Below are 14911 nucleotides of genomic sequence, written 5' to 3' on the forward strand. Positions count from 1 at the left end.
GGTGGGGGTCGCGGATGGGGTGTTCGCGGCCGCGTTGGCGGCGCGTACCGACACGCGGGTGGTGCCGGGGCGGACCGCGGAGTTCCTGACGGCGTTCCCGACCTCGGTGCTGGACCTGCCGGAGTTGGTGGAGCCGCTGGCCCGGCTCGGTGTGCGGACCCTGGGCCGGCTGGCCGAGCTGCCGGCGGACGCGGTGGCCGGGCGTTTCGGTGCGGCCGGGGTGGCGGCGCACCGGTTGGCCCGGGGTCTGGACGCGCGGCCGCCCGCGCCGCTGCGTCAGGGGCCTGACTTGTCCGTGGAGGCGGAGTTCGCCCCGGCGGTCGACGCCTCCGAGCCGATCGTGTTCGCCGCCAAGGCGCTGGCCGACGAGCTGCACGAGGTGCTCGGCCAGGCCGGCGTGGCGTGCATGCGGGTGGCGGTGGAGATCCACGGTGCGGCCGGTTCCGGCGCCGAGCCCGCGGTGTCCCACCGGCTGTGGCGGCACGAGGGGCTGCTGTCGAGCACGGCGGTCGCCGAGCGGGTGCGCTGGCAGCTGTCGGGATGGCAGGTGAAGCTGCAAAGCCAACAGGTGCAGCAGCAAGGCCGGCAGGCGGGGCTGCAAGGCCGGCAGGCGGAGCTGCGAGGCCAGCGGACGGAGCTGCATGACCAACAGGCGGAACTGCATGACCAACAGGACCCTGACACAAGCGAACCGCCCCACACCGACCAAGGCGTCACCCGCCTCCGCCTGATCCCCGACCACCTCGTCCCGGCCCGCGGCGTCCAGCCCGGCCTGTGGGGCGCGGACGAGGCCCCGGACCGCATCGCCCGCGCCGCCGAGCGCCTGCAGGCGATGTACGGCCCGAACGCCGTCACCCTCATCGCCGACGCCGGTGGCCGCGGCCCGGCGGACCAGGGCGTCCGCACCGCCTACGGTGACCTGCCGCCGTCGGTCTCCGAACCCGCGCCCTGGCCCGCCGCCCTCCCGGCGCCGGCGCCCGCCGACGTCCCCCGCGAGCCGCGCTCGGCCGAGGTCACCGACCATGCCGGTGCGCCGGTCGGGGTCTCCGGCCGACTGCGGGTCTCCGCGCGGCCGGCGGAGCTGACCCTGTCTGAGACCGGCGAGCGTATCAGGATCCTGACGTGGGCCGGCCCGTGGCCCCTGACCGAGCGTTGGTGGGAACCGGAGGCGGCGGTACGCCGGGCCCGCTTCCAAGTCGTCACCGACGACGGCCGGGCCTGGCTGCTGATCGTGCAGGACGGCCGCTGGTTCGTCGAGGCGGTGTACGACTGATGGGAATCTTCAGCTGATGGGCACCTTCAACCCGGTCATCCCCTGGCGCGAACTGGAGCGGCGCCTCACCTGGGGCCGCTACGGCGAGGCCGAGCAGGCCGCCCCCGAACCGGCGTCGCCGCCCACGCCGCCGCGCACCGCCAAGGTCGGCCCGCCCTACGCCGAACTCCACGCGCACTCCCACTTCTCCTTCCTCGACGGCGCCTCCAGCCCCGCCGAGCTGGTCGCCGAGGCCGCGCGCCTGGGGCTGCACGGCCTGGCCGTCACCGACCACGACGGCTTCGCCGGCGCCATGCAGTACAAGCAGGCCGCCGAGGACGCCGAGCTGGCCACGGTCTTCGGCGCCGAGCTGTCGCTGGAGTCGGCCGCGGCGCGTACCGGCGTCACCGACCCGGCCGGCAGTCACCTGCTGGTGCTGGCCCGCGGCGCCGAGGGCTACCGGCGGCTGTCGGCGGCGATCGGCAAGGCGCAGCTGGCCGGGAAGGAGAAGGGCAAGCCGGTCTACGACCTCGAGGATCTGGCGAAGACGGCGACCGAGCTCGATGCCGACTGCTGGACCATCCTCACCGGCTGCCGCAAAGGCACGGTCCGCCAAGCCCTGGAACGCCACGGCCTCACCGAAGCCGGCTTCGAAGCCGCCGGCGTCGAACTCAGGAAGCTGATGGACCTGTTCGGCCCGCGCGGCGTCGTGGTCGAACTGACCGACCACGATCAGCCCCTGGACGACGCCCGCAACCGCCTGCTGGCCCGGCTGGCCGCCCGGCACGGGCTGCCGACCGTGGCCACCGGCAACGTCCACTACGCCCGTCCGGCCGACTACCGGCTCCACACCGCCATGGCCGCGCTCCGGGCCCGCCGCACCCTGGCCGAGATGGACGGCTGGCTCCCCGGCGGCGCGGGCGCCTACCTCAGGAGCGGTGCCGAGATGCTGGCCCGCTTCCCCGTGCACGAGTTCGGCGACGCCGTGACCCGCAGCGCCGATCTGGCCGCCGGGCACGCCTTCGACTTCGACACCGTCAAGCCCACCCTGCCGGACTACCCGGTGCCCGACGGCCGCACCGAGGCCAGCTGGCTCAGAGAGCTGACATACGCGGGGGCGGCCGGGCGCTACGGCCCGGAGAGCGGGAATCCCAAGGCCTACCAACAGATCGCCTACGAACTCGACGTCATCGAACACCTCAAGTTCCCCGGCTACTTCCTCATCGTCTACGACATCGCAGAGTTCTGCCGCACCCACGGCATCCTGGCCCAGGGCCGCGGCTCGGCCGCGAACAGCGCGGTCTGCTTCGCCCTGGGCATCACCAGCGTCGACTCGGTCCGGCACGGCCTGGTCTTCGAGCGCTTCCTGTCCCCGGTCCGCGACGGCCCGCCGGACATCGACGTCGACATCGAGGCCGGGCGCCGCGAGGACGTGATCCAGCACGTCTACGCCAAGTACGGCCGCGACCGCGCCGCCATGGTCTGCAACGTGATCACCTACCGGGCCCGGCTGGCGCTGCGCGACTCGGCGCGCGTCCTGGGCTACTCGCCGGGCACCGTGGACGCCTGGGCCGGCAGCATCGGGCCGCACGAGGGCATCCCGGACGGTTCGCAGGACGTGCCCGAGCAGGTGCTGGAACTGGCCGGGCAGTTGCAGCGCCGGCCCCGGCACCTGGGCATCCACAACGGCGGCATGGTGATCGTGGACCGGCCGCTGGCCCAGGTGGTCCCGATCGAGTGGGCCCGTCGCGAAGGCCGGACCGTCCTGCAGTGGGACAAGGACGACTGCGCCGCCGCCGGGCTGGTCAAGTTCGACCTGCTGGGCCTGGGCATGCTCGGCGCGATCCACGACGCGCTGGACCTGATCGCCGAGCACCACGGCACCCGCCTGGGCCTGCACGACCTGCCGCAGGACGGGGACCCCGAGGCCGATGCCGTCTACGAGATGATCCAGGACGCCGACACGGTCGGGGTGTTCCAGATCGAGTCCCGGGCCCAGATGTCGACGCTGCCCCGGCTCAAGCCCCGGACCTTCTACGACCTGGTGGTCGAGGTGGCGCTGATCCGCCCCGGCCCGATCCAGGGCGGAGCGGTGCACCCGTATCTGCGGCGCCGCAACGGCGACGAGGAGGTCACCTACCCGCACCCCACGCTGGAACCGGTGTTGCGGCGCACGATGGGCGTCGTGCTGTTCCAGGAGCAGGCGATGCAGATGGCGATCGCGGCGGCCGGGTTCAGCGCCAGCGAGGCCGACCGGCTGCGCCAGGCCATGGGCTCCAAGCGTTCGCCGGAGCGGATGGCCGAGCTGAAGGAGCGGCTGATGGCCGGGATGGCCGAGCACGGGATCACGCCGGAGGTGGCCGAGGACATCTACATCAAACTGCACGCCTTCTCAGGGTACGGATTCCCCGAGTCGCACTCGGTGTCGATGGCCTACATCGTGTGGTGCAGCTGCTACCTGAAGCGCTACTACCCGGCCGCGTTCACCGCCGCGCTGCTGAACAACCAGCCGATGGGCTTCTACAGCCCCGGATCGCTGGTCACAGACGTGCGGCGGCACGGAGTTCAGGTGAAACGGGTCGACGTGAACGCCTCCGAGGCGAAGGCCGTGTTGCAGAGCCCTGACAAGCCCTACCGGCCGCGGCACCGGCACGCCTCGCCGCTGGACCAGCCGGCCATCCGGCAGGGCCTGAGCAGCGTGCGCGATCTGGGGGAGGAGGCGGCGCAGAAGGTGGTCGCCGAACGGCAGGCCGGCGGGCCGTTCGCGGACGTCGAGGACTTCATCGTGCGCACCGGGCTGTCCCGCTCCACGCTGGAGGCGCTGGCCACCGCCGGGGCCTTCGGGTGCTTCGGGCTGGACCGCCGGGAGGCGCTGTGGACGGCCGGGGCGCTGGCCGGCACCACCGCCGGGCACCTGCCGGGCACCGCGCCGGGCACGACGGTCCCGGAGCTGGACCCGCTCACCCCGGTGGAGGTCACGCTGGCCGACCTGTGGGCCACCGGCACCTCGCCGGAGGACCACCCGATCGGCCACCTGCGGGCCCGGCTGGCGCTGCGCGGCGTGGTCCCCGCCGCGGAACTGCGCACCGCCCGCAACCGCAGTCTGGTCCGGATCGCGGGGCTGGTCACCCACCGGCAGCGGCCGCCGACCGCGCACGGGACCTGCTTCCTCGGCCTGGAGGACGAGACCGGGCTGATCAACGTGATCTGCCCGGCCCCGGTCTGGGAGGCGCAGCGGCGGGTGGCGCTGGAGCACGGGGCGCTGCTGATCCACGGGACGCTGGAACGGACCGACGGGGCGGTGAACGTGGTGGCCGGGCGGATCGAGGCGCTGCGGGTGGGGGTGTCGCGGAAGGCTCGGGATTTCCGGTGAGGTGCCGCACCAAGCAACCGATAAGCCCAACACGAAAGCTCCGAGCCCCGAACCCCGAAAGCTCCCGACCACGGTTCAGGCGATCGTCGGAACCGCCGCCAACTCGATCCCGAACAGCTCCCGATAAGCCGCCAACACCGCCGCGTCCTCCTTGAGTACCTTCTCGCGTCGGCCGTCGGCGTCGGTCGTGATCAGCCGGCGGCCGTTCAGCGTCACCCGGCCGTCCGGTGTCGGCAGCGAGCACATCAGGTTCCGGCGGAAGACCGATGCCGGTGATGTCACCTGCCACCACCGGCCCATCTCGAAGTCCGCCAGTTCCAGCGCCCGCGGGTCGATCCGGTACTGCGGCGAGCCGTTGAGCTGTACGTCGAGCAGGCCGTCGGCGGTCTCGACGAGCTGGAACGTCCCGAACGGATCGCGCTGGGCACCGCGCTCGGTGTAGCGCAACGGCAGCTCGCTGTGCTTGCCGAACCCGACGTCGGCCAGCCACACCTCGCCCGCCGCGTCGGTGACCCGTAGTGCGAGGTGGTCCAGCGGGCTGTTGGTGAAGGCGCCGCGCTCCGCGGAGTAGGTGCGTGCGGCCATCCGCTCCACGCCGAAGCCGATCGCTTCCAGCAACGCCGCGAACAGGCCGTTGAGCTCGTAGCAGAACCCGCCGCGCCGCCGGGTCACGATCTTGTCGACCAGTGCGGGCAGCTCCAGCGAGGTCTCCTCGCCGGGCAGGTGGACGCTCAGGTTCTCGAAGGGGACGGTCAGCACGTGCGCGCGGTGCAGCAGCCGCAGCGTGTCGACGTCCGGCTTCAAGGCGTCTTTCAAGGCGGCTTTCAAGGCGTCTTTCGAGGCGGCTCTTGAAGCGGCTCCTCTTGAGGCGTCTTTCAACGTGTCCTGCAAGGCGTCGCGCACGCCTATTCGGTCGAGATAGGCGGTAATCTGATCCGCGCTCAGCTCCGGCATGGCTCCTTTCTGTCAGAAAGGCGACGGAAAGGCGAGGCCTGATGCTCTCCGACTATCAGCGGCAGCTGTGTGACCGGTTCCTGGCCGCGCCGGTGGTGCCCGCGCCCGAGCCCTGGCGCCAGGCCGCCGCGGGCACGATCGCCGTCGGCGGGCTGCTCGGCGTCGGGTTCGCGCCCGATCCGGACTCCGGCGAAGACCTGCTCATGGTCGTCTCCCATGACGGCTACGGACTCTTCGACGCCGCGACCGGCACGAAGATCGCGCGCGACCGGGATCCGGACCTGGAGCTGCCGGACGGCCCCGACCTCGCGTGCCCGGGGCTGGGGCCGCTGGCCCGCGCCGGTGTCCGGGTGCCGATCGCCGGGCTGTTCGGCGGCGGTCTGCACACCGTCGCCGACGGCTGGGTCCTCGACGTGGTCAGTCCGGAGTGGCCGAACGACCGGGTGCTGCTTTCCACCGGCGGCGGCCCGTGGCGGGGGTCGGCGGGGGAGACGTGGTGGCATCTGTTCCACTCCGACTACTCCGAACTGCGGGCCGCCGGGTTCTCGGCCTCCGGCCGCAGCCTGGTCGTCGCGACCAGTAGCGACATCACGCTATGGACGCGGACCGGGAACCGATAGCTGCCGGCCGGGAACCGGCAATAACCCGCCTCAGCCCCCGGCGACCCTGTCCCGAGCGTCCCGATACGCGACATCGAACGCCTCGTCCGCACTCACCGCCACGTCCGGCTCGACGCCCACCCCCTCCCAGTTGGTCCCGGTGACCGGGTTGATCGCGCGGGCGTTGGGGACGGCGACCACGACGTGCGGGGTCAGCGGGTGGAAATCGGTGGGGTGGGCGCCGCCGCGGGTGGTCTCGCCGACCAGCGTCGCCCGCTTCTGGGTCTTCAGGTTGTAGGCGAGTTCCTCGCCGCCGGAGAACGTCGTCCCGCTGGTGAGGACGTAGACCGGGCGGTCGAGGTAGCGGGAGCCGTCGACGTGGGCCAGGGTCCAGTACTGGCGGGTGGTGTCGTCGACCCGCGAGTAGACGTCGTTGAGATGGGTCCCGTCGTCCGGGAACAGGTAGCTGCACCACAACTGGACGCCGTTCGGCGCGCCGCCGCGGTTCGCGCGCAGGTCGATGATCAGCGCCTCGGTGTTCGCGACCAGTTCCATGGCCGCGGCGATCACCCGGGCACCGGCCGCCGCGTCGGAGACCAGGGTCAGGTCCAGGTAGCCGACGTTCCCCTCAAGCCGCTCGACGCGCCGGACCCCGTAGTTCGCGGCCAGCATCATCGCCGCGAACATGGCCTCGCCGTCGTCGTCCTCCTCCTTGTCGAGGTCCTGGGGCTCCTCGCTCCACATCAGGCGCAGGTGCTTGTCGGCGCACTGCTCGAAGAAGATCTCGGTGACCCGGGTGCACAGGGCCGGGCCGTCCAGAGCGTCGAAGTCGCCCGCCGACAGCGCCGCGGTGACGGCGCCGGCGGCCAGGGCCGCTTTGTCGGGGAATATGTACTCGTCGGTGAGCCGCTGCAGGGCGGCCGCGATGATCTCCGGGGTCTGCATGGCCCGGAAACCTACATCACGGACTCCGCACTATGCAGAGCGCAAGCCGGGAAACCATCACCAGCGATAGCGGGGGTCACAGTCGTAACCGACTATTGACCCCTACGGCCGATGTGAGAGCATGCGTGGCGTAGGCAACCCCTGCCCCGAACGCGGCTAGAGATTTCGTTCGGCCGTTTCGACACAAGGATCTCCCTTGGGCTACCTCGCTCTCCTTCGCCTACCCTTCATCACCCGCCTGCTCACCGGCTCCCTGGTCGGACGACTGCCCGGCGGCATGTCCATCCTCATGATCCCGCTGGCCCTGCGCCGCTCCGGCCTGGACTACGGCTTCGTCGGCCTGGCCGCCGGCACGCTCGCGGTGTCCACCGCGATCGGCGGCCCGGTCCTGGGCCGGCTCGTGGACCGGGTCGGGCAAGTCAGGGTGCTGGTTCCGGCCGCCGCGGCCTCCGGCATCGGCTTCGCGATCCTCGCGCTGGCGCCGGGGGACCGGCCGACCGTGCTGATCGGCGTGGTGCTGGCCGGGGCGGCCGCGCCGCCGCTGGAGCCGTGCATCCGCATCCTGTGGCCCTCGCTGGTCCCGGCCGAGGGCCTGGCCTCGGCGTACTCGCTGGACTCGGCCGCCCAGGAGCTGATCTTCGTGTCCGGGCCGCTGGTGGTGGCCGGCTGTGTGGCGTGGGCCTCGCCGGTCGCGGCGCTGTGGCTCGGTGCGGCGCTCGGCGCGGTCGGGGTGCTGGTGGTCGCGACCACCAGGCCGGTGCGCGGCTGGCGTCCGGAGCCGCGCGAGGCGCACTGGCTCGGGCCGCTGCGCAGCCCCGGGCTGGTCGTGCTGCTGACCTCGCTGATCGGGCTGGGTATCGCGATCGGCACGCTGAACGTCGTCCTCGTCGACTACGCCGAGCACCACCGCTTCCCCGGCGGCGCCGGGACGCTGATGGCGATCAACGCCTTCGGCTCCCTGATCGGCGCGCTGGTCTACGGCGCGCGCAAGTGGCGCGGCTCGCCGACCGGCCACCTGCTCGTCCTGCGGATCGGGCTCGGCGCCGCCTACGCCTTGCTGCTCCTGGTCCCGGCGCCGCCGCTGATGGTCGCGATCATGGTGGTCTCCGGTGTCTGCTTCGCCCCCTCGCTGACCGTGCTGTTCATGCTCACCGGCGAGCTGGCCCCGGCCGGCACCGCCACCGAGGCCTTCGCCTGGCTGATCACGCTGTTCAACGTCGGCGCCGCCACCGGCTCGGCGATCAGCGGCTTCGTGATCGCCCACGCCGGCCTGGCCGCCGCGGCCGTGACCGCCGTCGCCGGGATCGGCGCGGCCGTGCTGGTACAGCTGGCCGGCCGCCGCTACCTGCGCCAACCCGAGCCCGAGGGACCGGCGCTGGAAACTCCGGTATACGCCTGAGGAAACTGCATGGCGAGCGACCCCGTGGCGAGGGCAAGATCCCGGGCCATGGAACACCTGCTGTGGTACGAGGCCCCGGCCCGCGACTGGGAACGCGAGGCGCTCCCGATCGGGAACGGCCGGATCGGGGCGATGGTGTTCGGCGGGGTGGCCGCCGAGCGGGTCCAGTTCACCGAGAAGACGCTGTGGACCGGGGGACCGGGGCACCCCGGCTACGACCACGGGGACTGGCGCGAGGCCCGGCCCGGAGCGCTGGCGGAGGTGCGGCGGCGGATCGAGGCTGAGGGCTTCCTGCCCAAGCCGACGGTCACCGAGCTGTTGGGGCAGCCGAAGACCGGGTTCGGCGCTTTCCAGAACTATGGGGACCTGGTCATCGAGTTCTCAGGGCTCGATGACGCGGACTTCCCCCAGGACTACCGCCGCACGCTCGAAATCTCTGACGCTCTCGCCGGTGTCGCGTTCCAGGCGCGCGGCGTGCGCTACAGCCGCGAGTACTTCGTCAGCCACCCGGCCGGGGTTCTGGCGGGTCTGCTCACTACCGACCGGCCCGGCGGGCTTGATTGCGTTCTGCGGTATGAGCCGGGCGTCGAGGGGACCCGCATCACCACCGACGACGGCGCGATCGTCATCGAGGGCGCGCTCGACGACAACGGGCTCCGGCACGCGGCTCGTATCAAGGCGGTACCCGAAGGCGGCAGCCTGACTGAGGGCGCCGACGGCAGCCTCACGATCGAGGGCGCCGATCGCGTGGTCATCCTGCTGGCCGCCGCGACCGACTACGCCGACACGTATCCGGCCTACCGCAACGGAATCGACCCCGCCGGCCCGGTCGCCGACGCCATTGCGCGCGCCGCGGCCACCGCCTACGAAGACCTCCGCGCCGCCCATATCGCCGACCACAGCGCGCTGTTCGACCGCGTCGTGCTCGACCTCGGCGGGCAGTTGCCGGCGGGCGTCCCCACCGACCGCCTCTTGGCCGCGTACGGCACCGACGACTCCACCCCGAGCGCCGACCGCGCGCTGGAGCAGCTGTTCTTCGACCACGGCCGCTACCTGCTCATCGCCTCGTCGCGGCCGGGCAGCCTGCCGGCGAACCTGCAAGGCGTGTGGAACGTCTCGGCGGCGCCGCCGTGGTCCGCCGACTACCACGTCAACATCAACCTGCAGATGAACTACTGGCTCGCCGAACCGTGTGCGTTGGGGGAGTGCGCCGAGCCGTTGTTCGACTACATCGAGGCTTTGCGCGCGCCGGGCCGGATCTCGGCGCGCGCCATGTTCGGCACCGAGGGCTGGGTTGTGCACAACGAGACGACGCCCTTCGGTTTCACCGGCGTGCACGACTGGCCGGACGCGTTCTGGTTCCCCGAGGCCGCCGCGTGGTTGTGTCAGCACCTGTGGGAGCACTACGCGTTCAGCTTGGACGAGGACTTCCTGCGGGAGCGCGCGTATCCGGTGATGAAGGAGGCCGCGCAGTTCTGGCTGGCGAACCTCCAGCGGGATCCGCGTGACGGGACGCTGGTCGTCAACCCCAGCTTCTCGCCGGAGCAGGGCGAATACACGGCCGGGACGGCGATGGCGCAGCAGATCGTGCGCGAGCTGTTCGACATCACCGCCACCGCCGCGCGCATCGCCGAGCCGGACGGGGACCTGTGGGAACGTCTTGACGCTGCTCACGCCGAGCTCGACACCGGCCTGCGGGTCGGCTCGTGGGGACAGCTCCAGGAATGGAAGGAAGACCTCGACGACCCCGAGAACCAGCACCGCCACGTCTCGCAGATGTTCGCGCTGCACCCCGGCTCGGACATCGACGGGTTCTGGGACGAGGACCTGGCGCCCGCCGCGCGCACCATCCTGCGGGCCCGCGGCGACGGCGGCACCGGCTGGTCGAAGGCCTGGAAGGTCAACTTCTGGGCCCGCCTGCACGACGGCGACCATGCCCACCGCCTGCTGGCCGAGCAGCTGACGGGCAGCACCCTGCCGAACCTGTTCGACACCCACCCGCCGTTCCAGATCGACGGCAACTTCGGCGCCGCCGCCGGCATCGCCGAGATGCTGGTGCAGAGCCAGCACGGCGACCTCCGCATCCTGCCCGCGCTGCCGGCGGCTTGGGCGGCGCGTGGTTCGGTGACGGGGCTGCGGGCCCGGGGCGGGTTCCGGGTCGACGTCGCCTGGGCCGACGGGGAGGTGACTGAGCTGTCGGTGACTTCGGAGCGGGATCAGGTTGTGGAGATCCGCTCCCGCTTGTTCGCCCCTGGCGGCCGGGTGAGGACGCTGGTCGAGGCCGGACGCCCCGCCGTGTGGAAAGAAGAGATCAAATAACGGATCCAGCCCTTGTGTGGAACCGAGGCCCGCGCCAGGGTGTCAGCCATGTGGAGACCCCTGGCTCTGGCCGCCGCCGCGGCCGTGTTCGTCGCCGGCACGTTCGCGGGGAGCGCCGTGGCCGCCGCGCCCGTGGCGCCGACCGTGGAGATCAACTATCAGAACCCGGTGACGGCGCTGCCGCCGATCGCGCGGCCGGACACCCCGAGCTGCACGGTCACGGCCATGCAGCACGACTTCGCCAACAGCTACGGCCAGCCCTACACCGGCACCCTGACGCCGCCCGCGGCCTGCCCCGGTCCCTGGTCGAAGGTGGTCCTGGACTGGTCCGGCAGCATCGCGGGCCGGCAGTACGACCGGCTGGCCGGGGTCTGGATCGGCGGTTCGGAGGTGTTCCGGACCAGCACCCCCGAGCCGGATCCGGCGGGTATCAGCTGGCACGTGGACCAGGACATCTCGGCGTTCACCCCGCTTCTGCGGACGCCGCAGCCGCTGGTGGTGGACCTGGGCAACGTGGTGGACAGCACGTATACCGGTACGTACCACATGACCATGACGGTGACCTACTACCAGACCGACAAGCACAACCCGGAGGCCGCGCACAGCGATGTCGTCGTGCCGATCTCGCAGAGCACGTCGGCGGCCGGCTGGTTCGGCCTGACCAAGGGCCAGACCGCGACCACGACCGTGACGCTGCCCCGCAACACCGAGAGCGCGGACTTGCAGCTCTATGCGCGCGGCGGCGGTTGTGAGGAGTTCTGGTACTCGAACGTCCCCGACTCCTACGCCGCGACCCACTCCAGCGAAGGCCTGTGCGCCGGCGGGACGTATCGCGAGGTGCAGGTGCTGGTCGACGGCAGACCGGCCGGGACCGCCCAGCCGTTCCCCGTCATCTACACCGGCGGCATCAGTCCTCTGATGTGGCGGCCGATCCCGAGCATCGACTCCTTCCGCACCCAGCCCTACGACCTGGACCTGACCCCCTTCGCCGGGGTCCTGGCCGACGGCAAGCCGCACACCGTGACGCTGGTCCCGCCCTCGGACATCAGCGACACCTGGCTGATGGACGGCAGCCTGTTCGTGAACGTCGACGCCGGTTCGGCGCAGACCTCCGGCGCGGTCACCCAGGACACCATCACCCCCTCGCCCGCCGTGGACTACACCGTGGCGGCGCAGTCCGACGGCAGCGACCTGATCACCGCCGCGGTGAATCGGGACTGGACCGTCTCCGGCTACGTCGACACCTCGCACGGCCGGATCACCACCAGCGTGGTGCGGCACAGCGCCTACTCGAACTCCGACCGCCTCGCGGGCGCCGGCACGGTGCAGACCGTGAAGCAGCGGGACTCCGGCTGGACCCAGACCACGACCACCGACGGCCCGGGGCTGGGACACCGGCAGGTCCGCGACGACACCTGGTCCTACCCGATCGACATGAGCGGCACCTACGTCCCCGGCGCGAACTCGGACTCCTACACCGCCGACGGCCAGGTCAGCGTGGCGCGCCACCTGACCAGTACCGAGGCCGACCACGGCGATGCCTGGAAGCCGGTGTCCAGCGTGGACGACTCGGTGCAGGCGAAGGGCAGTCTGCAGCGGGTCAACGGGACCGTGGTCGCCGCGGACGGCTCGGACTCGGAGCTGTATCTGGGGCGGGGCCGCGACGGGTGCTACGGGCACTACATCGCCGCCGACCACGGGTACGTGACCCGGGACGTGCTGACGGGGTGTCGCTGATCACGGTAGCTACTCGCGGGTAATATGCTCGGGGGCGACCGCCATGGCCGCCCCCGAGCATGCTCCCCACGCCCGCACCACAGCACAGCAAGGAGACGACCATGGTCTTCTCGGTCCCGGTCACCGTCCGCGGCTATGAACTCGACACCCAGGGCCACCTCAACCAGGCCGTCTACCTGCAGTACACCGAGCACGCGCGCTGGGAGCTGCTGCGCGCCGCGGGCATCGGGCAGAACGACCTGATCGCCGGCGGGATCGGCCCGGTGGTGCTGGAGGCGAACCTCAAGTTCCTGCGCGAGCTGCGCGGCGGCGAGGAGGTGGACGTCAGCTGCGAGCTCCAGTGGGCCGAGGGCAAGGTCTTCCAGTTCAAGCAGCAGATCGTGAAGAAGGACGGCACGGTGTGCGCGGACGCCGTGATCGTCGGCGGCATCCTGGACCTGGCGGCGCGCAAGCTGGTGCCGAACCCGGCCGAGCGGCTGGCGGCGGTGGCGAGCGACCCGGCGGTGCTCGGGATCTGAGCAACCAGGACATTCGACAAGTCGGAAGTCATACCTTCACCAGATCGGCTGATCGCCGGTCGGTGGGCGTTTCGCTCACTCAGCGGTGGTCGTTTCTCCGGACGAGCGGCACGTGATCGGTGCCGCCGCTACACAGGAGGAAGTACCAGTGCTGAAGACCAAGAAGATCGCCGCGCTCGTTGCCGCCACCGGTGGTCTGGTGATGGCCGGGGCCGGGATGGCCAGTGCCGAGGCCACCGCGCACGGCTCGGCCCAGGACTCGCCCGGCGTCGTGTCGGGCAACAACATCCAGGTCCCGGTGCACATCCCGGTGAACGCCTGCGGCCTTTCCGTGAGCGTCATCGGCATCCTGGACCAGGCGTTCGGCAACACCTGCGTCAACGCCTGACGGACCGCGCGCTCGCGTCCGGGGCGGCCCCGAGAATCCCTGGCGGGTTCTCGGGGCCGCCCCCTTTTTCTGCCGCCCCCTTTTTCTTGCGGGTCCTGATGTGCTCGGCCAGGACATCCCGCGCCAGGACATCCCGCGCCTGGACGACCGGCCCCGTACGGGGGTTGCCCCGGGAGGGTCCTGTTTCACTCGTAAGAAGGTTTCAGGGTTTAGTCGGAAAAACCTCCCGGAGCCTGCCTCGTTAGCTGATTAGGTCTATCGGCTCGTCTGAAGTAACGACAGACGGAACAAGGCAGGGGCTTTCATGCAATCGCAAGTGAAACGGCGGATCGTTTTCGGGCTCACCACCGGCGGGCTCCTGGCCGCCGGCGGCGCCGGAATCGCGCACGCGGACGCGACGAGCGCCGGGTCCGGCGACGGCGCCACCACCTCCGGCTCGCCGGGGGTCCTCTCGGGGAACACCATCCAGGTCCCGATCAACATCCCGATCAACGTCTGCGGCATCACCGCGAACGTGGTGGGCCTGCTCAACCCCGCGGCCGGGGACCACTGCTCGAACTCCGGCGGCGCCACCGCGGCCGGCGCCGACCAGGGCGGCACCGGTGGGGCGACCGCGGTCGGCGGCTCGCAGGGTTCGCCCGGCGTGCTGTCCGGCAACACCATCCAGGCCCCGATCAGCATCCCGGTCAACGCCTGCGGTGACAGCGTCAACGTGGTCGGCGTCGGCAACGGCGCCACCGGCGACCACTGCCACAACGGCAGTGGCGCGACCACCGGCGGCACCGGCGGGGCGACCGCGGTCGGCGGCTCGCAGGGTTCGCCCGGCGTGCTGTCCGGCAACACCATCCAGGTCCCGGTGAACATCCCGGTCAACCTGTGCGGTGACACGGTCAACGTGGTCGGGGTCGGCAACGGCGCCAAGGGCGACCATTGCCACAACGCCGGCGGCGCGAGCACCGGCGGCACCGGCGGTGCGACCGCGGTCGGCGGCTCGCAGGGTTCGCCCGGCGTGCTGTCCGGCAACACCATCCAGCTGCCGATCTCGGTCCCGGTCAACCTCTGCGGCGACAGCGTCAACGTGGTCGGCGTCGGCAACGGCGCCAAGGGCGACGCGTGCGCCAACAACACCCCGGTCACGCCGCCCCCGACCTCCCCGCCGCCGCCGGTCAGCGGCGTCCTCCCGCCGCTGGCCAGCACCCCGGAGACCGGCAGTGCCCTGCCGGAGGTCGCGCCGGCCGGCATGCTGGCGCACACCGGTTCGGACGCGCTGATGCTGGCCCCGATCGGCGCGGCGCTGATGGGCGGCGGCGCGTTCATGTACCGCCGGTACAAGCCGACCCGCGTGTTCTGAGGCTCGTTCGCAGGTCGGTACGGCCGGGGCGAACACCCGGCCGACTGAACCACCGGCCCGGACCCTCGCGGGTCCG

Annotated in this window: 11 protein-coding genes; 9 read left to right on the forward strand and 2 right to left on the reverse strand. The window is 71.6% G+C overall.

Going from position 1 to position 14911, the window contains the following annotated elements; all coding sequences use genetic code 11:
* Together KGQ19_RS23935 and KGQ19_RS23940 are read left to right on the forward strand one after the other, a co-directional pair.
* Nucleotides 1-1273: DNA polymerase Y subunit UmuC family protein (locus KGQ19_RS23935; RefSeq protein WP_212011782.1), on the forward strand; the 1273-nt coding region annotated here is incomplete at its 5' end.
* Nucleotides 1274-1289: 16 nt separating this feature from the next.
* The gene (locus KGQ19_RS23940; protein WP_212011784.1) at nucleotides 1290-4625 is read left to right on the forward strand and encodes an error-prone DNA polymerase; all 3336 of its coding nucleotides are present in this window, start codon (nucleotides 1290-1292) and stop codon (nucleotides 4623-4625) included.
* A 75-nt stretch (nucleotides 4626-4700) separates the two neighbouring features.
* On the opposite strand, the gene KGQ19_RS23945 is transcribed toward KGQ19_RS23940, so the two are convergent.
* Nucleotides 4701-5579, reverse strand: a complete 879-nt coding sequence (locus KGQ19_RS23945) for an arylamine N-acetyltransferase family protein (protein WP_212011786.1) — start codon at nucleotides 5577-5579, stop codon at nucleotides 4701-4703.
* 41 nt (nucleotides 5580-5620) lie between these two features.
* On the opposite strand from KGQ19_RS23945, the gene KGQ19_RS23950 reads away from it, so the two are divergent.
* Nucleotides 5621-6199, forward strand: coding sequence for a hypothetical protein (locus tag KGQ19_RS23950; RefSeq protein WP_212011788.1), 579 nt, complete (start codon nucleotides 5621-5623; stop codon nucleotides 6197-6199).
* Between the two features lie 30 nt (nucleotides 6200-6229).
* Here KGQ19_RS23950 and KGQ19_RS23955 read toward each other — a convergent pair whose 3' ends face one another.
* Nucleotides 6230-7123, reverse strand: coding sequence for a S41 family peptidase (locus KGQ19_RS23955; RefSeq protein WP_212011790.1), 894 nt, complete (start codon nucleotides 7121-7123; stop codon nucleotides 6230-6232).
* 196 nt (nucleotides 7124-7319) lie between these two features.
* Here KGQ19_RS23955 and KGQ19_RS23960 point away from each other — a divergent pair, with 196 nt between their 5' ends.
* The 6 genes from KGQ19_RS23960 (at nucleotide 7320) to KGQ19_RS52025 (ending at nucleotide 14835) form a co-directional block, all read left to right on the forward strand.
* A complete protein-coding gene (locus KGQ19_RS23960) occupies nucleotides 7320-8522 on the forward strand; it encodes an MFS transporter (RefSeq protein ID WP_212011792.1) in 1203 nt (400 codons plus the stop codon).
* Between the two features lie 9 nt (nucleotides 8523-8531).
* Nucleotides 8532-10841, forward strand: a complete 2310-nt coding sequence (locus tag KGQ19_RS23965) for a glycoside hydrolase family 95 protein (protein WP_230419302.1) — start codon at nucleotides 8532-8534, stop codon at nucleotides 10839-10841.
* A 48-nt stretch (nucleotides 10842-10889) separates the two neighbouring features.
* A complete protein-coding gene (locus KGQ19_RS23970; RefSeq protein WP_212011794.1) occupies nucleotides 10890-12578 on the forward strand; it encodes a peptide-N4-asparagine amidase in 1689 nt (562 codons plus the stop codon).
* Between the two features lie 101 nt (nucleotides 12579-12679).
* The gene (locus tag KGQ19_RS23975) at nucleotides 12680-13096 is read left to right on the forward strand and encodes an acyl-CoA thioesterase (protein WP_212011796.1); all 417 of its coding nucleotides are present in this window, start codon (nucleotides 12680-12682) and stop codon (nucleotides 13094-13096) included.
* 202 nt (nucleotides 13097-13298) lie between these two features.
* Entirely contained in the window at nucleotides 13299-13484 is a 186-nt protein-coding gene (locus KGQ19_RS23980) for a chaplin (RefSeq protein WP_212011847.1), read from the forward strand.
* 304 nt (nucleotides 13485-13788) lie between these two features.
* Nucleotides 13789-14835 carry a chaplin gene (locus KGQ19_RS52025; protein ID WP_230419304.1) on the forward strand — a complete coding sequence of 349 codons (1047 nt, stop codon included), beginning with the start codon at nucleotides 13789-13791 and terminating at the stop codon, nucleotides 14833-14835.
* The last annotated feature ends 76 nt before the right edge of the window (nucleotides 14836-14911 follow it).

The sequence above is a fragment of the Catenulispora pinistramenti genome (genome assembly GCF_018274385.1).
Classification (GTDB): domain Bacteria; phylum Actinomycetota; class Actinomycetes; order Streptomycetales; family Catenulisporaceae; genus Catenulispora; species Catenulispora pinistramenti.